Below are 25,688 nucleotides of genomic sequence, written 5' to 3' on the forward strand. Positions count from 1 at the left end.
GCCCCTTGTGGAAGTATGCTCTTGGGGAGGCGTGGACGAGCTTTCATTCACGAGGCATTTTTCCATAGTAGGTTTCCATGTCAGGCCATGCGATCCACATCAAGATCGACGGAAGAACCTATTCGGGGACCTTCAAAGTTGACCGAAAGATGCTGATCGTCACAACAACCTACGGCAGCAAATCCGCCGAAACGAACCCGCGGGTGGCACATGAGACCCTTGCTCACCAACTCCTTCAGGAACTTGTCCAGCAGGAAAAGTCGCGCAAGGGCTCGACGCTCTGACGAAAGGCGTGCGCTCGGCATTGTCACTGGAATGGTGCGATCCGAGCCTGCCACGGTAGGCTAGGGGGATGCAGCCGGGTGTTGTCACGTTAACTGCCGGCGGGCGCCAAGACCTTTGGGCCTGATGACAGGTTCAAGCGGCGACACCGGCCACGGCATTCCATTGTGCCATGGCGCGCAGACGATGCAGATGGGTGGCAGCGCGGAGCGACGAGACCGGGGCGGGACGAACAGATTGCGGACGGCGGAGAAGACGGCGACGAAGCGCTGCAGGCTCCCCGGAGATCGAAAGCCTTGCATCGTCCGCTCGCGCTTTCGGAGCGGCAGGTGTGAGTTCTCGGCGCGGTTGTTGAGGCCCTTGTGCGCGCGATGCTCGATCGTCGGCATGATCTGGCGCCGGGCAGCGGCATAGGACCCGAGCTTGTCGGTGATCATCCGCCGGGGCGCGGAGCCCTGCCTCTGGAGAAGGCGTATCAGCAGTCGCCGTGCTGCCTTGGTGTCTCGCCGGGTCTGGACGATCTCATCCAGGATATAGCCGTCCTGATCGACCGCCCGCCAGAGCCAGTGCTTCTTACCGGCGATGGTGACGACGACTTCGTCGAGATGCCAGAGGTCTCGGCGGCTCGGCCTCTTGCGCTTCAGGCGGCGGGCGTAACCCCGCCCGAACTTCAAGGCCCAGCGCCGCACCGTCTCGTAGGATACGGCGATGCCGCGCTCCAGCAGCATTTCCTCCACCAGGCGAAGGCTCAAGGGAAAGCGGAAATACAGCCACACCGCATGGGCGATGATCGCGGGTGGAAACCGATGGCGCTTGTAGCTGATGGTGGGCAGGGTCATGCACGCCCGCCTATACGGCTTGCCGCCATGCCGGAGTTAACGTGACAACACCCGCTTGCCGAAAGGCGCGTCGACCACGCGGACGATTGCGCGGGCGACCTCGGCAGGATCGGCATCGGCGGGTTCGAGGCTGGCAAGGCCCTTCAGCGCCTTGTCCGCGACGCCGGCATAGGGACCAGCTTCGTACTCCGCCGCGCGGGCTTCGTCGGAGGGCTTGCCAGAATGGGCGAAATGGTTGGTCCCCTTGGTGAAGGCGCCCGGCACCATGATCGTAGTCTCGATGCCCCAGAGCGCGAGCTCGGTGGAGTAGGACACGGCCAGCGCATCCATCGCCGCCTTGGCGGCGAAGTAAGGCGACAGGAAGGGCGGCGTACCGCCACGGGTCGAACTCGATCCGACCCAGACCAGCAAGCCTTCGCGCTGACCTCTCAGATGGGGAAGCGCGGCGCGGTTGACGCGCTGCGCGCCGAGCACGTTCACGTCGTATTGCTGGATGAACTGGTCGGGAGTGAAGGCCTCTGCCGGTCCGAAGACCATGTGGCCGGCATTGTGGACGACGACATCGAGCCGTCCGGCCTCGCCGAGGAGGTTGGCGACGCCTGCGTCGGCGGAAGCGTCCGACTGGACGTCGAGTTCGACCGTGCGCAGATCGACACCTTCCGCCTTGGCCCATTCCGCGACGGCTGCGACCTGCGGCGCGTTGCGCCCCCGTGTCTCGCGCATCGAGGCGTAGACGGTGTGCCCGGCCTGGGCGAGGGCCCTGGCGGTCATGAGGCCGAAGCCCGACGAGGCGCCGGTGACGAGAATGACTTGCTTGGACAGGTTCTTGGGCATGACGATGGTCCTTGAGTGAACTGGAATTGAGGTCGAAGGTCCCGGTGTTTCGCAGGCGGCGCGATCAGATGATCCCCCCATTGGCCCGCAGGGTCTGGCCGTTGATCCAGGCGCCGTCCGGTCCTGCGAGGAACGCGACGGCGTCGGCGATATCCCTGGGCTGGCCGAGGCGTTCGAGCGGGGCGAGCTTGGACAGGCGGTCGATCACCTCCTGCGGCTTGCCGTCGAGAAACAGCTTGGTCGCGGTGGGGCCGGGCGCGACCGCGTTGACGGTGATGTTGCGGCCGCGCAGCTCCTTGGCGAGGACGCTCGTCATGGCCTCGACAGCGGCCTTGGTCGCGGCATAGACGCCATAACCCGGCTGCAGCATGCCGACGACGCTGGAGGAGAAGTTCACGATCCGGCCGCCATCGCGCAGCCTCTTGGCCGCTTCGCGCAGGGTGTTGAAGGTGCCCTTCAGGTTGACGGCGATCTGGCGGTCGAACAGGGCGTCGTCGCTGTCGGCGATGCTCGCCAGGGTCATGATGCCGGCATTGTTGATCAACACGTCGACGCCGCCGAAAGCGGTCTCGGCGCTGTCGAACATGCGGCGTACTGCCTCGACATCCGCGATATCGGCCTGGGCGGCGACGGCGCGGCCGCCCGCGGCCTCGATCCGGGCGACGAGCGCCTCGGCCGACGCGGCATTGCCGGCATAGTTCACCACCACGGTGAAGCCGTCGCTGGCGAGACGCTCGGCAACCGCCGCCCCGATACCACCGGAAGCGCCCGTCACGATCGCGACCTTGCTGCTCTGGTTCGTCATGCTCTTTCTCCTTGGCTCACTGCCGGTGTCCGGCGGGTGTGAGGAGAGAATGGACGTTCCCTTGTGTTGGATAATCAGCCAATATCCGGCATCACTATTCGAATGAGCGAACAATGGATCGTTTCGATGCCATGCGGGTCTTCACCCGGATCGTGGAGCGCCGCAGCTTCACGCAAGCAGCCGACGATCTCGGCCTGCCGCGTTCATCGGTGACCGATGCGATCAAAGGGCTGGAGGCGAGGCTTGGGTCCGCCTGCTACAGCGGACAACGCGGCAGGTCAGCCCAACGCTCGATGGTGAGGCCTATTACCAGCGTTGTCTGGCGCTGATCGCTGATCTCGAGGATGCCGAAGGCGCCTTTGCCGGAGCGAAGCCGAGCGGCCTCGTCCGGATCGATGTCCATGGCACGCAGGCCCGGCATTTCCTGCTGCCGGGGCTTGGCCGATTTCTGGAGACCTATCCTGGCATCCGCCTGCATATCGGCGAGGCGCATCAGGCGCTCGACATGGTGCGGGAAGGGTTCGATTGCATCCTGCGGGCAGGGACACTCTCAGACAGCCCGCTGATCCGCCGCAAGCTCGCGGATCTGGGCCGAGGCACCTTCGCTAGCCCGTCCTACATCGAACGGTTTGGCGAGCCGCGGACGCCGGACGATCTGGAGGACCATCGCATCATTGGCCTGTTCGCGCCCGACGCGGCCAGCGTCAGTCCGCTGATCTTCACTGATCGCGGCAAGGAGCGGCAGTTGACGCCGCCGGCGGTGGTGACCGTGACCGGGCCCGAGACCAACGTCGCCTGCGCCTGCCTCGGACTTGGGCTTATCCAGGTTCCGCGCTACCGCGTCGCTCCCGAACTGGCCAGCGGCGCGCTCGTCGAGATCCTGGCGGACTACCCGCCGACGCCGCTGCCCGTCCACGTCCTTTATTCGCACGCGCGGCAGCTTTCGCCGCGCGTGCGAATCGTCATCGACTGGATGGCCGAACAGTTCCGGTCACGAACGGTCTAAGGCTTTGCGTGGTGGTCGCGCAGATTACGGCGGCGGAAGGCCTGTACCGAGGACCGAGGCTGCGCTGTTCGACGGGGTCTCTGCCCTCCACTGAGCAGCGTTGCTGCAAGACTTAGGGGACGACGGCCGTCCGCTTCCAGGCGAGTACCCAATGTCTGCATTTGGCGCTTCACGACGAGCTTTTTCTTGCGGTAGCCTCCTTGTCGAAGCCAGCCAGCACCGCATCCGACAAGGCTCCGCCTCAACATCCACCCACTCACGCCAACAGGGCGAATTCAACCACCAGACCAAGCTCGCCGCCGGGATATTTGGGGGCAACGTCACTACATTCTTGTGGAGCCGCATTGAGGCGTCAGCGGGCGCCTGCTTCTCGCCGCAGATGATCGCGGGCCGGAGTCGCCCATGGATAAGCAAGACAAGGCCTTCGTCCGCGCGGGCAGTCTTCAGGAATTGAAGGCGAAGGGTCGGCTCGTCGTGCACGGCCCCCATCGCCCGATCCTGGTCGTTCACGACGGCGGGCGCGTCTTCGCCCTCGACAATCGCTGCCCCCATATGGGCTTTCCGCTCGATCGCGGCAGCGTCGAGGACGGCGTGCTGACCTGCCATTGGCACCACGCCCGCTTCGATCTGGCGAGCGGCTGCACCTTCGACCTGTGGGCGGACGATGTGCCGACCTGTCCCGTCGAGCTACGCGCGGACGGAGAGATCTGGGTGAGCCCGAGTTTTGGCTATGCCGATCCCGCTGGGCACTGGCGCAGCCGCCTCGAGGATGGTCTCGCCCACGATCTCAGCCTCATCGTCGCCAAGGCCGTACAGGGGGAACTGGCGGCCGGCGTGCCGCCGCGCGACATCGTGCGGCAGGTTGCGCTGTTCGGCGCCGCCAACCGCGACGGCTGGGGCATCGGTCTGACGATCCTCACTGCCGTCGGCAACATCTTGCCGGTGTTGGGCGAGGAGGACGTCTGCCTCGCCCTGTTCCACGGAGCCCGCCGCGTCGCCGCGGACTGCGACGGGCAAGCGCCGCGCCGGGAGCGCGCTCCGCTCGCAAGCCGGCCTGCTCTCGCCACGCTCACGCGCTGGCTCCGGCGCTGGACGGCCGTGCGCCACCGCGAGGCAGCCGAGCGCACCGTGCTCACCGCCATCGCAGCCGGCGTCGCGCCGAATGCGCTCGCAGAGCTGCTGGTCGCGGCCGCCACGGATCGCGCCTACGCCGACGGCGGGCATTCGCTCGATTTCATCAACAAGGCCCTCGAATGCCTGGATCTGATCGGCTGGGAGCACGCAGCCGCCGTACTGCCGACGGTGGTCGGCCAGATGGTGGCGGCACGTGGCGCCGAGGAGGCGACCGCGTGGCGCCAGCCGGCGGATCTCGTCGCCTTGTGCGCGGAGACCGCCTCCGAGTTGCCGCGCCTATTCGCCGCCGCTCGCGGCGCCTGCCTCTGGGCCAATCATGCGGCCCTGGCCGAAAGCCTGCTTGGTGATCAGGCAGCCGCGATCATGGATGCGATCAAAACAGCGGTCCGTGCCGGAGCAACGCCCGTCGATCTCGGCCGGTCGCTGGCCTACGCGGCGGCGCTGCGGGTGGCGCGTTTCGGCAGCGCCAATGAGCACGCCGACTGGGAGACCGCTCACCATGTCTTGACCCACGCCAACGCCATCCACCAGGCGCTCAAACGGATCGGCGCCGGGACCGCGGACCATCGCGGCCCTGTCGACGGCGTGCGGGGCATCCTTCACGGGGCGATGGCGCTCTATCTCGCTCGCTATCTCAACGTGCCGCCTGCGCGCATGCCTGGCGAAGGCGACGACACACTGGATGACCTGCCCGTCGATGCCGCGAAGATCAGAGCAGCCCTGCTCGACGCTTTCGACCGGCAGCGGCAGGTCGACGCGGCCGGGCGCTTGATTGCGCGCCATCTCACGCGCGGTCACCCGCCCCAGGCGTTGATCGCGACCCTGGCGCACGCCCTGTTACGCGAGGACGCGGGCTTCCACGCCTATCAGATGTTCGAGGCGGGCGTTCGGCAGTTCGCCGAGTGGGGCGCTACCGATGAGGGCCGGCGCATTCTGATCGCCGTCGGCCGCTACCTCGCCGCCCACTCGCCGACCGAGCGCGCCGCCCTGCAGACGGCTGACATCGCGTGCCGGCTTCTGCGCGGCGACCAGCTTCACCAGGACGCCGAGACGTGATGAAGGGCGGCCGCCTGTTGCGCACCAGCCGGCGCGCATCACGCCGCGCGGTAGACCTCGATTCCATCTCTCGCGCGGAAGGGTAGAATGCGTCGGGGGTGACGAAGTCGCTCACGACATTCACAGAACCGAAGGTCTCGACCGCGATCTCGATGCGCTACATCGCCATGGCATTCTGGACGAATTGGCGCATGTGAACGCGTCCGCTTTCGGGCAACTCGCCAATGTCGGCTGATGGCGCATTTTCCCCGGACAACCGACGGGCGTTTGTGGCCCTTAGCCGACGTCTGGAACGTCCGCTCTCGGGCAGTTCAGTTCGGGACCTGGCTGCAGATCCGGATTTGGCCCAAAACGGACGGCATGGACGTCTGCTTCTGACAGAGCGCAGGCTTTCCACGTAGCTCAGCTCGGCGAATGGCAGAGCGGCCGTTATTGACGCAGCCCAGATATCGAAACGTGATCAGAAACTCTCCAGCGGCTTGTCCAGATCGAGCCCCGTCTGTTCAAACCCGCGCTTGAAGTCGGCGATGTGGCGATGCATCCAGGCTTCCGCCTCGTCGGCGTCCCGCTCCTTCAACGCCTTTAGCAACGCGTGATGCGCGTCGAGGATGCGCCTCTGCGTCTTGAGGCGCGGCAGGATCGCCCTGCCTGCCGGCATGAAAAGCTGACTGATCGGCTCGCGAGCAAGGCCGAGGGCACGGTTGCGAGCCGCGTGGGCGATGATATCATGGAACTCGATATCGAGCCTGACGACCTCGACATGGTCCGTTATCGCCTTCTCCATCTCGGCAATGTTCTGCTGGAGCTGAGCCAACTCAGCGGCCGTGATCCGTTCGGCTGCATAGCGCGCCACCACCGGCTCGATTGCGATCGACGCCTCCCACAACTCGCGGAAGGTGACCTCATGCAGCCGTAGGAGCCGGCTGGTGCGCGCGGCGGTGGCGTTGAGGTGGGGCCGGGTCACCTGCAGGCGCTTGCCCGTTTTGCGCTGGACGAGACCGCTCTCTTCCAGCATCCGGATGCCTTCGCGTACCGTGGAACGGTTGACGCCGAACTGCTCCGCGAGATGGGTCTCGGTCGGTAGCAGCACACCAGGCTTGAGTTCGCCGTGAACGATCTGCTTTTCGATCGCGTCATAGACGAGCCGGTAGACGGGAGCAGTCTCGAGCTTCTTGAAGGTCTGTTTCGTCACGGCATTACCATCACTGGCGGGCTTCAGTGAGATCGGCGGGTAGAGGTTCGGCAGCATTGCCGCATTCTTGCCATAGCATGTCCTGCGCGGCCGGGTAGACACTCCCCCGGAAGCGCCCGGCAGTTGTTTCGACATCTCCCCCGGCGAAGCGAACGTGTGGTGCTCATGTCGGCCGGGGCCGCTTGAGGGCTTCATGCGGCATAACGGCGATGGTGGCGTTCGCTTCGACAAAGACCGCCCCCTTCGGATCGACAAGACCGCCGTCCAACTCGACGAGTATGCCGTACAGGGACGGCTTCGGTATGATGCTACGAACCGTCCAGCGTGCGATGAGCGCGGCGTCAGCCGGCACGGCCTTTCGCAGCCGGAAGGAGCAGTCCAATCCGAGCGAGGCGTTCTCCGGGAAGATATGGTTGGCGAGGCTGCCGAGGAGGAGACCCGTCGTCTGCGTGCCGCTGGCGATCAGCCCTCCGAAACGGGTGGCGGAGGCGAGATCGGCATCATGATGGAGGGGGTTGCTGTCGTTGGTCAGCGTCGCGAAGGCGCGTACTGAATCCGGCGTGAAGAAAATTGGCGCCTCGAGCACCTGCCCCACTGTGAAGGGGGGCTGCCATTCCCGCGCTCCGGCCGCTGGCGCAGTGCTCCTTCCCGTGTCCACCGTCGTCATGGCCTCTCACCGCTGCCTGCGGGCGCCGCAGGACTTGCTTTCACGATATGTCGGGTTATTGACTTGTCCAACAGAAATTCGAGCGGGTCAACGGATGCCCCGACGGCACCGGTCGGGCTGTACTGACCCACAGAGCTCAAGTACGCCGAGGAAACGCCTTCCCATGCCCGCAAGCTCGCTCCATGCCCTGCTCGATCTTAGTGGCCGTGTCGCCATCGTTACCGGCGGATCACGCGGGCTCGGCCTACAGATCGCGGAGGCGCTGGGCGAGTTCGGCGCCCGGATCGTACTCGTCGCCCGCAAGGCGGCGGAGCTCGAAGCGGCGGAGCAGAGCCTGAAGGCACAGGGCATCGACGCTGCGGGCTTCACCGCCGACCTCTCGCGCCCCGAAGCGATCGAAGCGCTCTGCGGCTTGGTCGGCGCGCGCTATCCGCAGGTCGACATCCTCGTCAACAATGCCGGCACATCCTGGGGTGCGCCGACGCAGGACCATCCGCTCGAAGGTTGGAACAAGGTCATGGCGATCAACCTCACCGGCATCTTCCTGCTGACGCAGGCGGTTGCGAAGCGCTGGATGCTGCCGGCACGGCGCGGGCGCATCCTGAACATCGCTTCGATCGAAGGCCTGCGCGGACACCATTCCGACCTCGTCGGAACGATCGGCTACAATACCGCCAAGGGAGGGCTGGTGAACTTCACGCGTGCGCTGGCGGCGGAATGGGGACCGCACGGCATCACTGTGAATGCGCTGGCCCCCGGCTATTTCCACTCGAAGCTGACGGCGGCGACCCTGGATCAACACGAGGCGCAACTCGTCGCGCATACGCCGCGCGGCGAACTCGGCGGGTCGCAGGATCTGAAGGGTGCGGCGCTGCTCCTCGCCTCGGATGCGAGTGCCCATATCAGCGGGCAGATTCTCGCCGTCGATGGCGGTTACACGGCGATTTGATCCGTGCCGCCGGTCTCGCCGCCAGAGGCCGCTGACTTTACGAGAAAACGCGGCACGCTCTAGGCTCGGGTGGCGAAGGCTGCGGCCTGCGTAAGGCAAAGCTCCGCGACCCGGCCGCGCGTCAGCGCCTGCGGCGAGGCAGCATTTCCGTCTAGCGCGCGCTTGTAGACGCCCTGCAGGATGGCCGCGAGCCTGTAGAAGGCGAAGGCGAGGAAGTAGTTGCGGGTGGCAACGGCATCTATCCCGGATTCGCGGGAATAGATGTCGAGGAATTCGGCCTCGTCGGGTATGCCGAGCGTCCGGAGATCCTGATCAGCGAGGCCGTTCAGCACTGAATGCGGCAGATGGTACCAGATGCAGCAATAGGCCAGATCGGCTAGTGGTTCGCCCACCGTGCACAGCTCCCAGTCCAACACGGCCGCGACCTCACTGCCCTGGAAGATCAAGTTCTCGATCCGGTAGTCGCCGTGGACGATGCCGATATTCTCGGTTGTGGGTTTGTGCTCGAGCAGCCATTGCCCTACGGCCTCGATACGCGGATCGTCCTGCGTCATGGCCGCGAGATAGGCGCCGCGCCAGACGCCGATCTGCCGACCGACGAAGTCGCCACGAGGCTTGACGCCTGCCCCTTCCAGAACGGAAGGCTTGATGCGATGCAGCCGCGCCATCGTCCCGGCCGTCGCTTCATAGATCGCGCGCCGCTGAGCGGGCGTATCATTCGGGAGGGCCGGGTCCGAATGAACGGCACCGGGGATGTAATCCATCACGAAAAAGCTCGTGCCGATGATCTCGCGCTCTTCGCTGGCGAAGAGCGGGTTCGGCACGGTGAAGCCCGCGCCGTGTAACGCCTGCATGATATTGTGCTCGCGCACCACGTCATGGGCGCGGGGCAGCAGATGGCCGCAGGGCTGCTTGCGCAGCACGAAGCGGCGCTCCCCGGCGGCCAGCAGATAGGTCGGGTTCGACTGCCCAGCTTCGAACTGACGCTCGATCTCGATGGTTTCGGCCGGCCGGATCACGCCGGCTTCGCGCAGGGTCGCTTCGAGCCGGGGCAGGGAGGCGGTGAAGGAGACGCGCTCCTCGGTCGATGGAATCGGGCTGTCGGCCATTGCGCTCAGGAGGCCTTGTCGGAGAACTGGTAGCCGGCGGGGCGCTCGTCCTTCCAGCGACGAGCCTTGTTCTCGAAGAACGGCAACTCGTCGCGCGGCACTTCACGTACCTTCATCTGGACGTTGGTTCGTTCCTTGATGGCGGTCTGGACGCGCAACAGGACGGCCGCGCGCTCGGCCTCGCCGCGGGCGGCGTGCTCGGGCTTGAGCCCGACCTTGACCATGACCTCGGTGCGGCCCTTCTCGTCGACGAAGACGCTGCCGACATATTCCGCGACCTCGTGATGGGCGAAGATGGCGAGATCGACGGCTGACGGCCAGACATTGTTGCCGCGGATCTTCATCATGTCGTCATAGCGGCCGATGGTGCCGCTCTCGATGCAGGTCCAGGCGCGCCCATTATTCGCCGATGCCTTCGGCAAGAGCCGGACGCGGTCGCGCGTGCGGAAGCGGACGACCGCCGAGCCTTCGATGTCGAGATTGGTCAGTACGATTTCGCCGAACTCGCCTTCCTTCACCGGCTCGTCGGTATCCGGGTCGAGCACCTCGACGATGACGTGCCAGTCGAAGCACTGCATCGGCGCACGGCCGCCATCGGCCGAGACCACGCCCTGCTCGCTGGTCGAGCAGATGAAGCCGGCACCCTGCGTGCTGCCATAGCCTTCGTGCAGCGTCGCGCCCCAGACCTCCTGGATGGTCTGCGCCCATTCAACCGGGTAGCCCTCGGCCGCGATGAACAGGCTTTTCATTGTCGGAAAGCGCTCGCGTGGATCGATGCCGCGGCGACGCATGGCCTCCGTCAGCGTGTGTAGGTAGTTCGTCGAGGCATAAATGAAGTGGATCTCGCCGAAGCGGCACATCAGGTCGACCTTGGCGTCGGTGCTCATCGTGCCACCGACCGTCAGCGGCAGGGCGCCGGCGGCACGGAAGCCTTCCGTCGGCCCCCAGCCGCCGGTCGTGAGCCCGCCGGAGGGTACGCAGTTCAGCCCGACATCGCCCTGCCGCAGACCGGCAATGTGCCAGGGAAGCTGGTGGAAATAGCCCTGCATGACGAGGTCGCGCTGCGAGCGGCCATAGACTTCCTGTCCCTGTCCCGACGTGCCGCCGGTCATGCAGACCAGCGCGACGTCTTCCCGTGGGATGCCGAGACGCCGGCCGAAGGGCTGGTGCTCGTTCTGGTCGGCGAGGCAATCGGCCTTGGTGATCGTCGGGATGCGCCTGAGATCCGCCAGCGAACGGATGTCGTCGAGACGAACGCCCGCCTTGTCCCACCGCTCCCGATAGAAGCCGCTCGTGGCATGAAGCCGCTCGATCTGGCGCCTCAGCTTGGCGAGCTGGAGCGCCTGCATCTCGTCGCATCTAAGCGCGCCCATCTGGGCGATGATGGCGGAGGAAGCGTGCATCGCCGTCGTCCTATGGCGTTTCCAGTTCCAGGTCGGGGTCGGGCGCGCGGTTGACCCGCGTCTGTTCCCTCTCCCCGCCGTCCATTCTCGTAGACTTCAGGCCGGCTCGAATAGCGGCAGCACCAGCTCTTCGGTGACTTGCCTGAACGCGACCTTGAGCGGCATGTCCGCCACCACATCCTCGGGCGCGCAGCCGACGATATTGGACGGCATCCGCACGCCCTCGGCGAGCTCGACCAGCGCGACGACATAGGGGACGTCGTCGACATAGACCGGCTTCGGCACGGGATGGCGCACGACGATCCAGCTGAAGACCTTACCGGCACCCGAGGCCTGTTTCCATGACACGCGCCCTGAGCCGCAATGCGCGCAGATATTGCTCGGCGGGAACTGATTCCGGCTGCAATCGTCGCAATGCTGGATCATCAGGCGCTGCTCACGGCAGCCGGCCCAGAACGGCGCGGAATCGGGATCGGGAACCGGGACCGGCTTGGCGTATGCTTCTGGTGACGACATCGCCCTACCTCCTCAGGATCATCGCGCTGCCGCAGGTCATCGCCCCGGCGGTGGTGAGCGCGATCTCCGCATCGGGAACCTGGCGCGGGCCGGACTGGCCGCGCAATTGCTCCACCGCTTCGATCACATGGTTGAACCCGTGGATGTAGCCCTCGGAGAGCAGACCGCCATGGGTGTTGACCGGCAGCTTTCCGTCGCGGCGGATATGGCCGTCGGCGATGTAGCTGCCGGCCTCGCCCAGCCCGCAGAAACCAAGTCCTTCAAGCTGCATCAGGATGCTGTAGGTGAAGCAGTCATAGATCTCGGCGACGTCGATATCACTCGGCGTCACGCCAGCACTGCGCCAGAGGTCGTCCGCGATATAGTGGCTGTAGTTCTTCGAATGGTCCGGCCAGCGGATGCAGTCGAACAGGTCGTCCCCTTGCTGCGGCCCGCCGCCATAGGCGCCGCCCATGATGTAGACGGGCTTCTGCTTCATGTCCCGGGCGCGTTCAGCCGAGGTCACGACCACAGCGCACGCGCCGTCCGTCTCCAGACAGATGTCGAACATGCGGAAGGGATCGACGATCGGGCGCGAGGCCAGATAGTCGTCCATGGTCATCGGCTTGCGCTGCATCGCGCGGGGATTGAGCACGGCGTTCTCTCGCAGTGTGACCGCGACATTGCCGAGCTGTTCCGGCGTCAGCCCGTATTCGATCTGATAGCGGCGGCACCACATCGCCATGGCCTGCGGATAGGTGATCCAGCCGAAGGGCGCGGTAAATTGCGTCGGACCCAGTGCCCGGAATTCGCGCCCGCCGCCGAGCCGGAAGCCGGAACGGCCGTTCATCGCGCGGTAGCAGACGACGGTATCGGCCAGCCCGGCCTCGATCGCGGCCACGGCCGAGAGCACGATCAGGTTGGCGGCGTTGCCGCCCGCCAGGAAGTCGACCGCATAGCCGGCATTGGGGATGTCGAGTCCGGTCGCGACGGCGATCGCCGGCGCCGAATCGTTGAAGTTATAGCTGACGATGCCATCGATATCGGCGGGTTTCAGCCCGGCATCGGCAATGGCATTGGCCGAAGCCTCGATGGCGAGCGCGCGGACCGTGCGGCCTGAATTGGCCGAGTAGTCCGTCGTGCCTATGCCGACGATCGCGTACTTGTCCTTGAGCGCATAAGCGGATCTGCGAGCGGTTCCCATCTCTTGCCTTCGCCTGAAAGGGCCTGGAAGCGCCCAGCGCCTCGCCGCCTGTCAACGGCCCACTTGGCAGGCCACAGTTGAGTATTGCCCGACAACCGGACAATTGACAACCCACTCTCGCGATCTTCCTGGTGCTCCCGTATCGTGTTTTGTGGCGCGATACTGCCTTATAACAGATTGAAATTTAACAGATAATGATCACATTCGCTCTTCGGTTTTCGATGGTTGCATTATCTATTTTTGTCGTGTTGTCCGACAAGACAACATCGGCTAGGGATAGCTCCGCGCCATCGCAGCAGCGAAGGGGGAGGATGATGGACTTCGAACATTCACCGAAGGTCAGGGACCTGCTCGCTCGGCTCGGTGCCTTCATGGCCGAGCATGTCTACCCGAACGAGCGGGTCTATTCCGAGCAGGTCGCCTGCAGTGCCGATCGTTGGGTGTCGCCGCCCATCATGGAAGAGATGAAGGCGAAAGCTCGCGCAGCCGGACTGTGGAACCTGTTCCTGCCCAATCATGATGGCGGTGCGGGCCTGAACAATCTGGAATATGCGCCGCTCTGCGAAGTGATGGGCCGTTCACCCATCGCCGCTGAGGTCTTCAACTGCTCCGCGCCCGACACCGGCAACATGGAAGTGCTGGCGCGCTACGGCACATCCGAGCAGAAGAGGCGCTGGCTCGAGCCGCTGCTGGCGGGCGAGATCCGTTCCGGCTTCGCGATGACGGAGCCACAGGTCGCATCCTCCGATGCGCGCAACATCGCCTCGCGCATCGTTCGCGACGGTGACGACTACGTCATCAACGGCCGCAAATGGTGGACTTCGGGTGCCGGCGACCGGCGCTGCAAGATCCTGATTTTCATGGGCCTGACCGATCCCGAGGCCGAGCCCTTCCGGCGTCAGTCGATGATCCTCGTGCCGATGGACGCGCCCGGCGTCGCGTCTGTCCGACCGCTGACGGTATTCGGCTACGATCATGCGCCGCACGGCCATCTCGAGATGCGGTTCACCGATGTGCGCGTGCCGGCCACCAACATGCTGCTCGGTGAGGGACGCGGTTTCGAGATCGCGCAAGGGCGGCTGGGTCCCGGCCGCATCCATCACTGCATGCGTGCGATCGGGCTGGCCGAACGGGCATTGGAATCGATGGTCGCACGCGCTCGCAGCCGTGTCGCCTTCGGCAGGCCGATCGCCGAGCAGGGCATGCTGCGCGAGGCCATCGCCGAAAGCCGCATGGGGATCGAGCAGGCGCGGCTGCTGACGCTGAAGGCCGCCTATATGATGGACACCGTCGGCAACAAGGCGGCCCGCGCCGAGATCGCGATGATCAAGGTCGTCGCGCCGCGCATGGCGCAGGCGGTGCTCGACCGGGCGATCCAGATCCATGGTGGCGGCGGCGTCAGCGGCGATTTCGGCCTGGCGGAAGGCTGGGCGCTGGCGCGCACGCTGCGTCTCGCGGACGGTCCCGACGAAGTCCATATGGACCAGATCGCCCGTCTCGAACTGGCCAAACCGGCCGAGCTCTGGAACTGGTGAAGACGCGCAACATGACGTCCCCATCCCTTGTTCGTACGGCGTTGGACGGCACCGTCGCAGTGCTCACTATCGGCAATCCTCCGGTCAACAGCCTCTCCTCCGCTGTGCGGCGCGACCTTACGGTCGCGCTGTCGCGCGCTGTCATCAACGGCGCCAGCGGTGTCGTCCTCATCGGCGACGGTGGACACTTCTCTGCTGGCGCCGATATCCAGGAGTTCGACAACGGGCTCGATCCGACCGCGCCCGACCCGAATGATCTACACGCCGCGATCGAAGCTTCGCCGGTGCCGGTGGTGGCGGCCATTCGCGGCACGGCGCTCGGGGGCGGTCTCGAACTCGCTCTCGCCTGCCATGGCCGCGTCGCCACCCCGCAGGCCCGGATCGGCCTGCCCGAGGTGAAGCTCGGGCTGCTGCCGGGCGGCGGGGGAACACAACGCCTGCCTCGCGTCGCGAAAGCGGTCGTCGCGGCAGGGATGATCGCGAGCGGACGCATCCTCGGCGCGGCGGACGCACAGGCGGCCGGGATCATCGACCGCATCGGCGACGCCCCCGTGGCAGAGGCCATGATCCTGATCGAGAAACTCGGTTCGGCGCCCCTGACCGCCGCCTCCAGCCGGGCGCTCCCGCCCGATTTCGCCGAGGCAATCGACGCCGCGCGCGCGGGCATCTCGGCCAAAAGCCCGCATGCGGAAGCATCGCGCACCGCGCTCGACGCCGTGGCACAGGCCGCGCGCCTCTCCTTCCCGGAAGCGCTCGCCGAGGAACGCCGGCTCTTCCTGAGCTTGATGGAAACGACGACCTCGCGTGCGTTGCGCCACCTCTTCTTCGCGGAGCGCGCCGCGGCCGGAACGCCCGGCATCGGCAAGGATACGCAGACACGCCCGGTCGAAACGGTCGGCGTCATCGGCGCCGGCACGATGGGCTCCGGTATCGCCATGGTCTTCGCCAATACGGGTTTGCCGGTCACGCTGATCGAGCGCGATGCGGCGGGGCTGGAGCGGGGTCTCAAGCTTATCCGCGACGTCTACGACCGCGCCGTCGCCAAAGGCGATCTCACCACTGAAACCGCGCAGGGCCGGCTGCAGCAGATCACCGGGAAGACGGAGATCGCGACGCTGTCCGGGGCCGATCTCGTCATTGAGGCCGCTTTCGAGGAGATGCAGGTCAAGCTCGCAATCTTCGCAGAGCTCGACAAGGTCGCGAAGCGTGGTGCGATTCTCGCCACCAACACCTCGGCGCTGGATGTCGACGTCATCGCAGCCGCGACCTCGCGCCCGGCCGATGTTGTTGGGTTGCATTTCTTCAGCCCGGCCCATGTCATGCGGCTGCTCGAGATCGTGCGCGCCAGGCAAACCGCGCCGGACGTACTGGCGACGGTGATCCGGCTCGCCCGCAAGACCGGCAAGACGCCCGTGGTGGTGGGTGTCTGCGATGGCTTCCTCGCCAACCGCCTGCTCTATCCCTATCTGCGGCAGGCTGATTTGATGCTGGAGGAGGGCGCGCTGCCGGAGCAGATCGATGGCGCTCTCAATGCCTTCGGCCTGGCCATGGGCCCCTGTGCTATGCTCGACATGGCCGGGCAGGATGTGGCCTGGCATGTCCGCCAGCGCCAGCTCAAGGACTGGGACCCGGAGAGGCGCTATTCCCGCCTGGCCGACCTTCTGGTGGAGCAGGGGCGACTCGGTTCGAAGACGGGGGCGGGCTGGTATCGCTATTCCGGCCGGCAGAAGGAGGCCGATCCCACCGTCGAGGCAATGATCCTTCAGGAATCCGACCGGCTCGGCATCAGCCGGCGCGCCATCTCCGACGAGGAGATCGTCAAGCGGGCGCTCTATGCGATCGTCAACGAAGGCGCATTTGCGCTGGCCGACGGCACGGTGCAGCGCGCCTCCGACATCGATGTCGCCTATACGCAGGGCATGGGCTTCCCCGCCGCGCGAGGCGGTCCGATGTTCTGGGCAGATACGGTCGGGCTTGCGCCGATTTACGCGGATATCCTGTCGTTTGGAGCCGATGGCGATGCGAACTGGCGCCCCGCACCACTGCTGAAGGAACTGGCCGAGGGCGGCCGAAGCTTCGCCGATCATGATCGCGAGCGGCGTGCGGAGGCGGCATGAGCTTTCTCGACGAACGCGACCTATCGTTCTGGCTCTACGACTGGCTGGATGCCGAGCAACTGACCGGGAGGCCGCGCTTCGCCGAGCATTCGCGCGAGACCTTCAATGCCGTGCTCGACCTCAGCGCGAAGCTGGCCGCCTCTCATTTCGCGACCCATTACAAGAAATCGGATCGAATCGAGCCGGCTCTCGACGGTGAGACGGTGCATGTTCTGCCCGAAATCGGGCAGGCGCTGAAAGCGGCCGCGGATATGGGCCTTTTCGCTGCCGATTTCGACAGCAAGGTCGGCGGCCTGCAACTGCCAAAACTCGTGCAGACCGCCTCGATGGCGCATTTCATGGGGGCGAACATCGCGACGTCCGCCTATGTCATGCTGACCCAGGCGAATGCCCGGCTGATCTGCAATTTCGGTACGCCGGCGCAGATCGATGCCTTCGCGCTGCCACAGATCGAGGGGCGCTGGTTCGGCACGATGTGCCTCTCCGAGCCACAGGCCGGCTCCTCGCTCGCCGACATCACCACCCGTGCCGTCCCAGATGGCGAAGACGGGTTAGGCCCTCGCTATCGTCTCGCTGGCACCAAGATGTGGATCTCGGGCGGCGATCAGGACATCTCGGAGAACATCGTCCATCTCGTCCTGGCCAAGATCCCGGATGCTTCCGGTGCGCTTCTGCCCGGTGTCGGCGGCATTTCGCTCTTCATCGTGCCCAAGCAGCTGCCGGACGGCACCCGCAACGACATTGCCGTCGCCGGGCTCAACCACAAGATGGGTTATCGCGGCACCAGCAACTGCCTGCTCAATTTCGGCGAGGGCACGCGCCACCGTCCCAGTGGGGAGGCCGGCGCGATTGGCTACCGCGTCGGCGAGACCGGCAGCGGGCTCACCCAGATGTTCCAGATGATGAACGAGGCCCGTATTTCGGTCGGCCTCGGCGCCGCGGCGCTGGCGGCGCGCGGTTACCGCCAGTCCCTCATCTACGCACGTGAGCGGCCACAGGGCCGGCCGCTCGTCGCCAAGGACCCCACTGCGAAGCAACGGCCGATCGTCGAGCATCCCGATGTGAAGCGGATGCTTCTCGCCCAGAAGGCCTACGCCGAGGGGTCGCTGGCGCTGATCCTTTATTGCGCGCGGCTGATCGACCGGGAGGAAACGGGGCAGACCGACGATGAGCGAGTTCGCGCCGAAGCGCTGCTCGGCCTGTTGACACCCGTCGCGAAGAGCTGGCCGTCGGAGTTCGGCCTCGCCGCCAACGATCTCGCGATTCAGATCCATGGCGGCTACGGCTACACGCGCGACTTCGACGTCGAGCAGCTCTACCGCGACAACCGACTCAACCCGATCCACGAAGGCACGCACGGCATCCAGGCGATCGACCTGCTCGGTCGCAAGATCCTGCGGGATCGCGGACGGGCGCTTGCCCTGCTGGGCGAGGAGGTCGAGGCGACGATCGCGCGCGCCCGGCAGATATCGCGGCTGACCGATCTCGCCGGTTTGCTCGACGAAAGCTGGCATGCGGTCGGCGAGACGGTTGAGGCATTGTCGGCGCTCGACGACCCGGCCGGGGCACTGCTTAACGCGTCGAACTTCCTGACCGGCTTCGGTCATGTTGTCGTCGGCTGGCTCTGGCTTGATCAGGCTTGCGCATTGCTCGCGAAAGGTGGCGAGCTGGATGCGTTCGCCCGCGGCAAGCTGCGGGCCTGCCGCTATCACTGTGAGGCCGAACTGCCGAAGGCGCGACAGAACCTCGCCTTCGTTGCGAGCCTGAACACCACCGCCGGGCTGGCGCCGCTGGATGAATTCTGAGGCACCGACCCAACCGGCCGCGCGGACTGATCACATGCAAAAAGGCCGGAGCGGGAGCCCCGGCCTTCGCTTTCGCGGCCGAGAACTTACTTGGCCTTGCAAACCACCTCAGGCGCCACATCGACCGCCGCGACCGTCGTCTTCACGACCGGACGCAACTCGCCATTGACCGTCTCGACGACGCCGAAATAGTTCGGCTTCAGCAACTGGCGGTCCTCGGCGCGCAGGACGAGCTTGCCCATGATCGTGTCGTAGGTCTTCCCCGGCAGCGCCTTGACGATGTCGTCCGTCTTGACGCTCTTTGCGTCTTTCACCGCCTGGAAGAGCACCTGGTAGCCGAGATAGGCCTCACCCTCGAAATTGGTCGGAGGCACCTTGTACTTGTCGTTCCAGGCCTTCACGAAGGCCTTGTTCTCCGGCGTGTCGAGCGTCGAGGAATAATTGATGATGCCGAAGACGCCCTTGGCGGAATCGCCCAGCGTCTTGACCGTGCCGTCAGTGGTGAAGCTGACGCCGGCGACGGTGATCGCGTCCGTCAGGCCAAACTGCTTCGACTGCTGGGCGAAATTGACGGCATCGCGCCCGGCGAGCACTACCCAGACGCCTTCGGCGCCGGCCTTCTTGATCTGCTCGATATAGGGCGCGAAATCGTTGGTGTTGGCCGGCGGGAAGAGCTCCGCGACCATGTTGCCGCCGGTTTCCTTTACGGCCTTCGAGAACAGCTCGGCCGAGCCGCGGCCCCAGGCGATGTCGATCGCGACCACCGCCCATTTCTTCTCTTTGCGCTCCTTGAGCCATGGCTTCACCGTCGCCGCATCCATGGCCGACTGGGTGTTGACACGGAAGACGCGCGGCGCACAGTTCGCGCCGGTCAATTCGTCGGCCTTGTTGACGACGGAGATGTAGAGCGAGCCCCAGCGCTGCATCAGCGGCGCGATGGCGAGCCCTTCGCCGGAGGCGATCATCCCGGTAATAACTGGATAGCCTTCCATCACGAGCTTCTCGACCTGCCGACGCGCGACGTCGGGCTTGGCCTCGGTGTCGTAGGACTTGAACTCGACCTTGTGGCCGTCCACACCGCCGGCCGCGTTCGCCTCGTCGATGGCGAAGCGGGTGGCGCGCATCACCTCCTCACCGAGCGAGGCATAGGTGCCGGACATGTCGGTCGCGACGCCGATCTTCAGCGGATCAGCGGCGAGCGCCGCGCCGGAAACCGAGAGCATGGCGCCGAGCGCGACGCCAGTCATCATCACTGCCTTGAACATTTCTTCGTTCCTCCCTGAGATTGGCCACTTTCGGCGTGGTTTGCCCGCTTCTGCGGCGGGCTGGTCAGATGGCGATATGCTTGTGGAAGTCCTCCGCCTCAATCTCGGCGAGCGAGCCTGAGGCGGCAACAGCTCCCTTCGACAAGACGTAGAAGCGCTCGGCGACACGCCGGATCAGCCCGACGCTCTGCTCGATCAGCAGGATGCCCATGCCCTCGTCGCCGAGCCTGACGAGCAAGTCGGCGAGCTCGTCGACAATGACGGGCGCCAGCCCCTCGCTCGGCTCGTCGAGGATGAGCAGATCCGGATTGGCCATCAACGCCCTGCCGATGGCGAGCATCTGCTGCTGCCCGCCTGAAAGCGCGAGACCGGGGCTGGCCTTGCGTTCCTCCAGGATGGGGAAGAGCGCCTTGACGCTCTCCAGCGTCCAGGGGCCACGCCGGCGTGTGGCTGTGCCGAGCAGAAGGTTTTCCTCGACCGTCAGGTTGCCGATGATGCCGCGCCCCTGTAGCACCACCGAGATGCCGTTCTTGGCTGCCGTGTAGCGGCGCAGATCGCGCACCTCTTCGCCGCGGATCTCGACATGGCCGCTCTCGATCCGGGTGACGCCGCAGAGTGTGTTGACCACCGTAGTCTTGCCAACACCGTTGCGCCCGACGAGTGCAACGCGCTCGCCTGCGGCGATATCGAAGCTGACTCCGTTGAGGATGCGGGCCTGACCGTAGAGCGCGTGGACGTCATGAAAGGCGAGCAGAGTCATCACGCCTCCGTCCCGAGATAGGCGGTGACAACGCGCTTGTCGGCCCTGATTTCCGCAACATTGCCTTCAGCGAGCGTCTCGCCGAGATGCAGCACGGTGATGCGGTCGCAGATCGAGAACACGACCTGCATGTCGTGCTCGACCAGCAAAACCGTGACGTTCCAGCGGCTGGCGAGGTCGCGCAGGATCGTCGCGAGCCCATGCGATTCCTCGACCGTCAGCCCGGCCGCCGGTTCGTCGAGCAGCAGCACGCTCGGGCGGCCCACGAGGGCGAGCGCGAGGTCGAGCCGTCGCTGGTCGCCATAGCTGATCTCGGCCGCCGGCATCCGCGCCAACGCGGTGAGGTTGAGTTCTTCCATCACCTCTTCGACGCCGACCTCGGCGACAGCCCAGGAAGCGATGCGCAATTGCTGCTCGACGCTCAGCATCGGGAAGATGTTGGTGCGCTGGAACGAGCGCGCTAGCCCGAGCCTGCGCCGCTCCTGCGGTTTCAGCCGCGAGACATCCTGCCCGTCGAGCAGGACGCTGCCGGGCTGGCCGCGGACACGGCCGGAGAGCACGTCGATCAGCGTCGACTTGCCTGCGCCGTTGGGGCCGATCAGTCCACGGATCTCTCCGCGCCGCACCGTGATGTCAACGCCCTTGAGTGCCCGGAAGCCGCCGTAGCGGCGTTCGAGGCCGATGCCTTGGATCGCGATCGCTTCGCTCATGGCTGCCTCCGCATCCGGAGCCAGCCGGCTTTCAGCAGGCCGACGATGCCCTGCGGCATGACGAGCGTGACTATGACGAGCACGCCGCCGACGATCGCCGGCCAGTATTCGGCGAAACGCCCGGCGAAGTCCTTGAGAATGAAGAAGCAGACCGCACCGATTGCTGGGCCGAGGATGAACTGCGCGCCGCCCACCACGGCCATGATCAGGGCGGAGCCCGACAGGCTCCAGTGGAACATCTGCGGGGCGATATAGCCGTTATAAGTCGCCTGAAGCAGGCCGGCGATGGCGGCGAGCAAGGCCGAGATCGCGTAGACGATCGCGGGCGGGATCGTGGTGTCGTGGCCGATGAAGCGGGCGCGCTCGGCATTATCGCGCACCGCAGCGGCGATCTGGCCCATCCGGCTGTTGGCGAAGAGGGCTAGCCCGAGCAGGGCCAGCACGAGAATGGTCCAGGCGACGACGACCATCACGGACGGATCCTGCAGCAAGCTTGAATCGAACCCGAAAATGCGCGCCGGCAGGTTGAATGACATGCCGTCGTCGCCCTTCGCCAGCTCACGCCAGCGAAAGGCGATCTCGTAGAAGGCCTGCCCCACGGCGAGCGTCAGCATGGCGTGGGCGACGCCGGTGATGCGGGCGAAGACGAGCCCGAGCAGGAAGGCGACCAGCGTCGGCAAGGCGAGCGCGGTCAGGAAGGCGAGTTCGGCCGCCATCAGCCCGCGCGCCACCAGCACGCCGAAGGCATAGCCGCCGAGCCCGAAGAAGGCGGCCTGGCCGAAGCTCACGCGCCCGTTCTGCAACACGAGGAAGCCGACACTAGTGGCGAGCAGCGCATCGAAGATCGCCTGCGTCGCCAGCGAAAGCATGAGCTGGGACGAGACCAGCCTGGGCGCGGCCACACCGAGCACAAGCGCCCCCACGGCAATCACAAGCAGGCCACGCGTTTTCGGCAGGAAGCTCGATGGGGCAGGAACACTGCCCTGGGACAGGGCCGTCATGTCCGCGATCCCGCGAAGCCGGTGGGCCGCCAGATCAGGATACCGATCATCAGCAGGAAGGGCAGCATGGTCGCGGCCCAGGGCAGGTAGATCGCGCCGAGACTGTGGATCTGGCCGATCAGTAGCGCCGCGAAGAAGGCGCCTGCGAAGCTACCGAGGCCGCCGATCACCACGACGATGAAGGAATCGATCAGGATGTAGTTGCCCATGGTCGGCGAGAGCGTCAGCAGCGGCCCGGCAACGACGCCGGAGAGCCCTGCGAGCGCCGTGCCGAGCCCGACCACGATAAGGCTCAGCCGGTCGACGTCGATGCCCTGGATCGAAGTGACGTGCGGATTGGTGCTGGCGGCGCGGACATAGAGACCCATCCGCGTGAAGCGCAGCCAGGCCGCGAGCCCGCCCGCAACGAGCAGGCTCACCGCGATGATGAAGAGCCGGTAGATCGGGAAAGGGGAACCCACGATCGTGACCGTGCCGTCGAGCAGCTTTGGAACGGGATAGCTCAGATACGCCTTGCCCCAGGTCACCGTGACCACGGTCTCGAGGATCAGCAGCAGCCCGAACGTGATCAGCACCGTAACGATGTGGTCGTGCTTGCGCAGGCTGCGGAAGACCAGCACGTCGAGCACGCAGCCCACGGCTGCCATTGCCACCACCGAGACCAGCAGCCCGAGCCACCAGTGGCCGGCTGCGGCCAGTGTGAAGCCAATATAGGAGCCGAGCATGAAAAGCGCGCCATGCGCGAAGTTCACCACCTCGCGCAGGCCGAAGATCAGCACGAGCCCGACGGCCAGCAGATAGAGCAGGCCGCCATAGACGATACCGTTGAGGAGCTGGATCGTCATGCGCTATCCCGCCGTATAGCCGCCATCGACATAGATGGTCTGGCCCGTGATGTAGGAGGCGGCGCGGGAGGCAAGGAAGACGATCAGCCCCGTCACGTCCTCGACCTCCCCGAGACGGCCGATGGCCGAGCGCTGCAGCACCTTGTCATAGAGCTGCGGTTGGGTGCGGATCAGCTCGCGATTGAGATCGGTGACGATGACGGTCGCGCCGATGGTATTGACGGTGACGCCGTGCTTGCCGAGCTCGAAGGCCATCGCCGCGCCAAAATTCGCTAGTCCGGCCTTTGCGGCGCAATAGGCAGTGCGGTTCGCCATGCCCCGGCCCGATAGGATCGAGCCCATGTTGAGGATGCGGCCATAGCTGCGCTCGCTCATCACGGGCGCGAAAGCGCGCGAGCAGAGAAAGGCGCCGGTCAGGCTGACGTCGACGACGCTCTGCCAATCGGCCAGAGTGGTCTCGGCTAGCAGCTTTGGCGAGGTGACGCCAGCATTGTTGAACAGGATATCGGCGCGCCCGAAGGCAGCGAGCACGGCATCGCGCGCCGCCGCGACTGAGCTTTCGTCAGTGACGTCCGCCTCGACGATGAGCGCGCGGCGCCCCGCCGCCTCGATCGCCTGCGCCGTGCGCTCGAGCTTCTCCCGGTTGCGGCCCAGCACAGCGACATCAGCGCCGGCAGCCGCTAGCGCTTCGGCCGCGGCGGAGCCGATTCCGCCGCTGCCGCCGGTCACCACCGCTGCGAGCCCGTCGAGACGGAATGGCTCGGAGTACGTCGCCATGCCCACCTCACATCGCCATCTGGCCGCCATCGATCGGCATTGCGATGCCGGTGATGACACGCGCCTCGTCCGAGGCGAGGAACAGGGCGGCGGCGGCGATATCCTCCGGCTCCGGCATCCGGGCGAGCGGGATGGTGGCGCGGAAGCGCTTCATCGCCTCGTCGCGGTCGCCGGCCATGCCAGGCAGGAAGGCTGATAGCATCGGCGTCTCCGTTACCGTCGGGCAGATCGCATTGACGCGAATGTTCTGCGGCGCGAGCTCGAGCGCGAGGCTGCGAACCAGCCCGACGATGCCGTGCTTGGCTACGGTGTAGAGGCTGAAATTGGGCTTGGCCTTCAGCCCCTGCAGCGAGGAGGTAAAGAGCAGCGCGGCCCCGGCGGGATTGCCGGCCGCGCTTTGGCGCAGGGCCGGCAAAGCGGCGCGCGTCATCTTGAGGACGCCGAGCAGGTTGACGCTCAGCACGCGCTCCAGCGTCGCATCGTCAATCGCCTCGAAGGCGCCGGTGAACGGTCCGCCGGCATTGTTGTGCAGGATGTCGAGTGCGCCGAAACGCTCCAACGCGAAGGCGACGGACCGCGCACAATCCTCGCTGCTGGTGTGGTCGCAATGGCAATAGACGGCATTTGCGCCAATCTCGCCCGCGACGACCTCGCCGGTCGCGTCGGCGATGTCGGTGACGACAACTTTGGCGCCTTCGGCCGCGAAGCGCCGCGCCACTGCCTTGCCAAGCCCGGATCCGGCGCCGGTGACGAGGGCGACCCTGCCTTGAAGCCGCCCGGTCACGAATGCGCCTCCGTCAGTAGGAGGGCGGGCGGCGTGGCGACGGCAACCATCGCGGCGATCCGCCCGCGCAACTGGGTGGCCTGGCCCGTCAGGAGCGGATCCTGCGTGGCGCAGAGCCGCTCGGCATCGGCGAGCATCCGCGTCAGGATCGCATAGGCGTCCTCGTTGCACGATTCACGGCGACGCTCATCGCCCATCAGCTGCTTCCTTCCCGTTCGGCGGCCTCTTCTGTCACGGTTTGCCGTGCGCGGGCCTTGTTCATTGTCTTAGTGCGCCTTGCGGCGCGGTGCCGTCAGCTCTGGTAGACCGGCTTGCGCTTTTCCTTGAAGGCGAGCAGGCCCTCCGTCGCATCCGGCTCGGTGGTCGCGTAGTTCAGGACGAAGTCCATTTCGTAGCGCAATCCTTCCTCCAGATCGGAGGTCAGGGTCTTGTTGGCGAGGTGCTTGGCCGAGGCCAGCCCGACCCGGCTCTTCTCCGCCAGTTGTCCGACGAGCCGGTCCAGAGCGGGTTCGAGTTCGGTATGCGGCACGACCTCGTTGACGAGGCCGATTTCGCGCGCCTGCTCGGCCGTCAGGAGCTGGCCGGTCAGCATCAAGTGCTTCGCCCGCAGCAGGCCGATTGCGCGCGGCAGGCGTTGCGAGCCGCCGGCGCCGGGCAACTGCCCGAAATTAAGATGGCCGTCGCCGATCCGCGCCGTATCCGCCGCGAGGACGAGATCGCAGGCGAGAAGCAATTCGAGCCCGCCGGCAACGCAGACGCCGTTGATCAGGGCAACATAGATCTTCCTGGAGTTCTCGATGCCCGTGAGCATCGCGTAGAAATCCTCGAGGAAGCCGGAGAACTCCGCAGGCTCGCGATAAAGCCTGAGATAGCCGTCGAGATCGCCACCGGCCGAGAAGCTGCGGCCGCTGCCGACGATGCTGACGAGGAAGACATCGTCCATCGCCTCGATTGCCTCGACGGCCTGCTTGAGCTCCCGCACGGTGGCCCAGTCGAGCGGATTGAGCTTGTCCGGCCGTTGGAGCGACAGGCGCGCATGTCCGCCGACCTTGTCCAGTCCGACATTCGCCATTTCTGTCGTGAGCATCCCACCCTGCGGCAGCATCGTTTTTAT

General features: G+C 65.8%; 23 protein-coding genes and 2 pseudogenes. 7 read left to right on the plus strand and 18 right to left on the minus strand.

Annotated features, from left to right (window positions below; genetic code table 11):
- The first annotated feature begins 77 nt into the window (after nt 1-77).
- Nucleotides 78-284: a hypothetical protein gene (locus tag BIWAKO_RS33175; protein ID WP_069883225.1), complete on the plus strand. Its 207-nt coding sequence runs from the start codon at nt 78-80 to the stop codon at nt 282-284.
- Nucleotides 285-417: 133 nt separating this feature from the next.
- Here the strand turns inward: BIWAKO_RS33175 and BIWAKO_RS33180 are convergent.
- The 3 genes and pseudogenes from BIWAKO_RS33180 to BIWAKO_RS33190 all read right to left on the minus strand — a co-directional run bounded on the left by BIWAKO_RS33180 (nt 418) and on the right by BIWAKO_RS33190 (nt 2,760).
- Nucleotides 418-1,121, minus strand: a pseudogene (locus BIWAKO_RS33180) (IS6 family transposase).
- Nucleotides 1,122-1,157: 36 nt separating this feature from the next.
- Nucleotides 1,158-1,943, minus strand: a complete 786-nt coding sequence (locus BIWAKO_RS33185) for an SDR family oxidoreductase (protein WP_201788733.1) — start codon at nt 1,941-1,943, stop codon at nt 1,158-1,160.
- A gap of 76 nt (nt 1,944-2,019) precedes the next feature.
- Complete coding sequence (locus BIWAKO_RS33190; protein ID WP_069883226.1) at nt 2,020-2,760, minus strand: SDR family oxidoreductase; 741 nt, start codon at nt 2,758-2,760, stop codon at nt 2,020-2,022.
- A gap of 113 nt (nt 2,761-2,873) precedes the next feature.
- Here BIWAKO_RS33190 and BIWAKO_RS33195 point away from each other — a divergent pair.
- Together BIWAKO_RS33195 and BIWAKO_RS33200 are read left to right on the plus strand one after the other, a co-directional pair.
- A pseudogene (locus tag BIWAKO_RS33195) lies at nt 2,874-3,766 on the plus strand (LysR family transcriptional regulator).
- A gap of 402 nt (nt 3,767-4,168) precedes the next feature.
- The gene (locus tag BIWAKO_RS33200) at nt 4,169-5,956 is read left to right on the plus strand and encodes a Rieske (2Fe-2S) protein (RefSeq protein WP_069883227.1); all 1,788 of its coding nucleotides are present in this window, start codon (nt 4,169-4,171) and stop codon (nt 5,954-5,956) included.
- A 460-nt stretch (nt 5,957-6,416) separates the two neighbouring features.
- On the opposite strand, the gene BIWAKO_RS33205 is transcribed toward BIWAKO_RS33200, so the two are convergent.
- Nucleotides 6,417-7,205 carry a FadR/GntR family transcriptional regulator gene (locus tag BIWAKO_RS33205; protein WP_084652470.1) on the minus strand — a complete coding sequence of 263 codons (789 nt, stop codon included), beginning with the start codon at nt 7,203-7,205 and terminating at the stop codon, nt 6,417-6,419.
- Between the two features lie 106 nt (nt 7,206-7,311).
- Entirely contained in the window at nt 7,312-7,815 is a 504-nt protein-coding gene (locus BIWAKO_RS33210) for a MaoC family dehydratase (RefSeq protein ID WP_074471712.1), read from the minus strand.
- A gap of 163 nt (nt 7,816-7,978) precedes the next feature.
- On the opposite strand from BIWAKO_RS33210, the gene BIWAKO_RS33215 reads away from it, so the two are divergent.
- Nucleotides 7,979-8,764 (plus strand): SDR family oxidoreductase, encoded by a 786-nt coding sequence (locus tag BIWAKO_RS33215; RefSeq protein ID WP_069883228.1) that lies wholly within the window; start codon nt 7,979-7,981, stop codon nt 8,762-8,764.
- A 59-nt stretch (nt 8,765-8,823) separates the two neighbouring features.
- Here the strand turns inward: BIWAKO_RS33215 and BIWAKO_RS33220 are convergent, their stop codons facing one another.
- The 4 genes from BIWAKO_RS33220 to BIWAKO_RS33235 form a co-directional block, all read right to left on the minus strand.
- Entirely contained in the window at nt 8,824-9,873 is a 1,050-nt protein-coding gene (locus BIWAKO_RS33220) for a phosphotransferase family protein (RefSeq protein WP_084652472.1), read from the minus strand.
- A 5-nt stretch (nt 9,874-9,878) separates the two neighbouring features.
- The gene (locus BIWAKO_RS33225; protein ID WP_084652474.1) at nt 9,879-11,276 is read right to left on the minus strand and encodes a phenylacetate--CoA ligase family protein; all 1,398 of its coding nucleotides are present in this window, start codon (nt 11,274-11,276) and stop codon (nt 9,879-9,881) included.
- A 96-nt stretch (nt 11,277-11,372) separates the two neighbouring features.
- The gene (locus BIWAKO_RS33230) at nt 11,373-11,792 is read right to left on the minus strand and encodes a Zn-ribbon domain-containing OB-fold protein (protein WP_069883230.1); all 420 of its coding nucleotides are present in this window, start codon (nt 11,790-11,792) and stop codon (nt 11,373-11,375) included.
- A 4-nt stretch (nt 11,793-11,796) separates the two neighbouring features.
- Nucleotides 11,797-12,975 (minus strand): thiolase C-terminal domain-containing protein, encoded by a 1,179-nt coding sequence (locus BIWAKO_RS33235; RefSeq protein WP_069883231.1) that lies wholly within the window; start codon nt 12,973-12,975, stop codon nt 11,797-11,799.
- Nucleotides 12,976-13,289: 314 nt separating this feature from the next.
- On the opposite strand from BIWAKO_RS33235, the gene BIWAKO_RS33240 reads away from it, so the two are divergent.
- Genes BIWAKO_RS33240 through BIWAKO_RS33250 form a run of 3 tightly spaced genes read left to right on the plus strand, consistent with a single transcriptional unit; the run spans nt 13,290 to nt 18,432 of the window.
- Nucleotides 13,290-14,510: an acyl-CoA dehydrogenase family protein gene (locus tag BIWAKO_RS33240; protein WP_069883395.1), complete on the plus strand. Its 1,221-nt coding sequence runs from the start codon at nt 13,290-13,292 to the stop codon at nt 14,508-14,510.
- A gap of 11 nt (nt 14,511-14,521) precedes the next feature.
- The gene (locus tag BIWAKO_RS33245; RefSeq protein ID WP_069883396.1) at nt 14,522-16,627 is read left to right on the plus strand and encodes a 3-hydroxyacyl-CoA dehydrogenase NAD-binding domain-containing protein; all 2,106 of its coding nucleotides are present in this window, start codon (nt 14,522-14,524) and stop codon (nt 16,625-16,627) included.
- On the plus strand, nt 16,624-18,432 hold the full coding sequence (locus tag BIWAKO_RS33250) for an acyl-CoA dehydrogenase (RefSeq protein WP_069883232.1): 1,809 nt from the start codon (nt 16,624-16,626) through the stop codon (nt 18,430-18,432). Before BIWAKO_RS33245 ends, BIWAKO_RS33250 begins: the two co-directional genes overlap by 4 nt.
- 86 nt (nt 18,433-18,518) lie before the next feature.
- On the opposite strand, the gene BIWAKO_RS33255 is transcribed toward BIWAKO_RS33250, so the two are convergent.
- The 9 genes from BIWAKO_RS33255 to BIWAKO_RS33295 all read right to left on the minus strand — a co-directional run bounded on the left by BIWAKO_RS33255 (nt 18,519) and on the right by BIWAKO_RS33295 (nt 25,661).
- The gene (locus tag BIWAKO_RS33255) at nt 18,519-19,697 is read right to left on the minus strand and encodes an ABC transporter substrate-binding protein (protein ID WP_069883233.1); all 1,179 of its coding nucleotides are present in this window, start codon (nt 19,695-19,697) and stop codon (nt 18,519-18,521) included.
- Between the two features lie 64 nt (nt 19,698-19,761).
- Nucleotides 19,762-20,457 carry an ABC transporter ATP-binding protein gene (locus BIWAKO_RS33260; protein WP_084652476.1) on the minus strand — a complete coding sequence of 232 codons (696 nt, stop codon included), beginning with the start codon at nt 20,455-20,457 and terminating at the stop codon, nt 19,762-19,764.
- On the minus strand, nt 20,457-21,167 hold the full coding sequence (locus tag BIWAKO_RS33265) for an ABC transporter ATP-binding protein (protein WP_069883234.1): 711 nt from the start codon (nt 21,165-21,167) through the stop codon (nt 20,457-20,459). The genes BIWAKO_RS33260 and BIWAKO_RS33265 overlap by 1 nt, the downstream gene beginning before the upstream one ends.
- Nucleotides 21,164-22,168 (minus strand): branched-chain amino acid ABC transporter permease, encoded by a 1,005-nt coding sequence (locus BIWAKO_RS33270; RefSeq protein ID WP_084652478.1) that lies wholly within the window; start codon nt 22,166-22,168, stop codon nt 21,164-21,166. Before BIWAKO_RS33270 ends, BIWAKO_RS33265 begins: the two co-directional genes overlap by 4 nt.
- Nucleotides 22,165-23,013: a branched-chain amino acid ABC transporter permease gene (locus tag BIWAKO_RS33275; protein ID WP_069883235.1), complete on the minus strand. Its 849-nt coding sequence runs from the start codon at nt 23,011-23,013 to the stop codon at nt 22,165-22,167. Before BIWAKO_RS33275 ends, BIWAKO_RS33270 begins: the two co-directional genes overlap by 4 nt.
- A gap of 3 nt (nt 23,014-23,016) precedes the next feature.
- The gene (locus BIWAKO_RS33280) at nt 23,017-23,790 is read right to left on the minus strand and encodes an SDR family NAD(P)-dependent oxidoreductase (RefSeq protein ID WP_069883399.1); all 774 of its coding nucleotides are present in this window, start codon (nt 23,788-23,790) and stop codon (nt 23,017-23,019) included.
- A 7-nt stretch (nt 23,791-23,797) separates the two neighbouring features.
- Complete coding sequence (locus BIWAKO_RS33285) at nt 23,798-24,574, minus strand: SDR family NAD(P)-dependent oxidoreductase (RefSeq protein WP_069883236.1); 777 nt, start codon at nt 24,572-24,574, stop codon at nt 23,798-23,800.
- Entirely contained in the window at nt 24,571-24,771 is a 201-nt protein-coding gene (locus BIWAKO_RS33290) for a hypothetical protein (protein ID WP_069883237.1), read from the minus strand. Before BIWAKO_RS33290 ends, BIWAKO_RS33285 begins: the two co-directional genes overlap by 4 nt.
- Before the next feature lie 95 nt (nt 24,772-24,866).
- Nucleotides 24,867-25,661: an enoyl-CoA hydratase/isomerase family protein gene (locus BIWAKO_RS33295; RefSeq protein ID WP_176733503.1), complete on the minus strand. Its 795-nt coding sequence runs from the start codon at nt 25,659-25,661 to the stop codon at nt 24,867-24,869.
- Nucleotides 25,662-25,688: the final 27 nt, after the last annotated feature.

The sequence above is a fragment of the Bosea sp. BIWAKO-01 genome (assembly GCF_001748145.1).
In the GTDB taxonomy this organism is placed as follows: domain Bacteria; phylum Pseudomonadota; class Alphaproteobacteria; order Rhizobiales; family Beijerinckiaceae; genus Allobosea.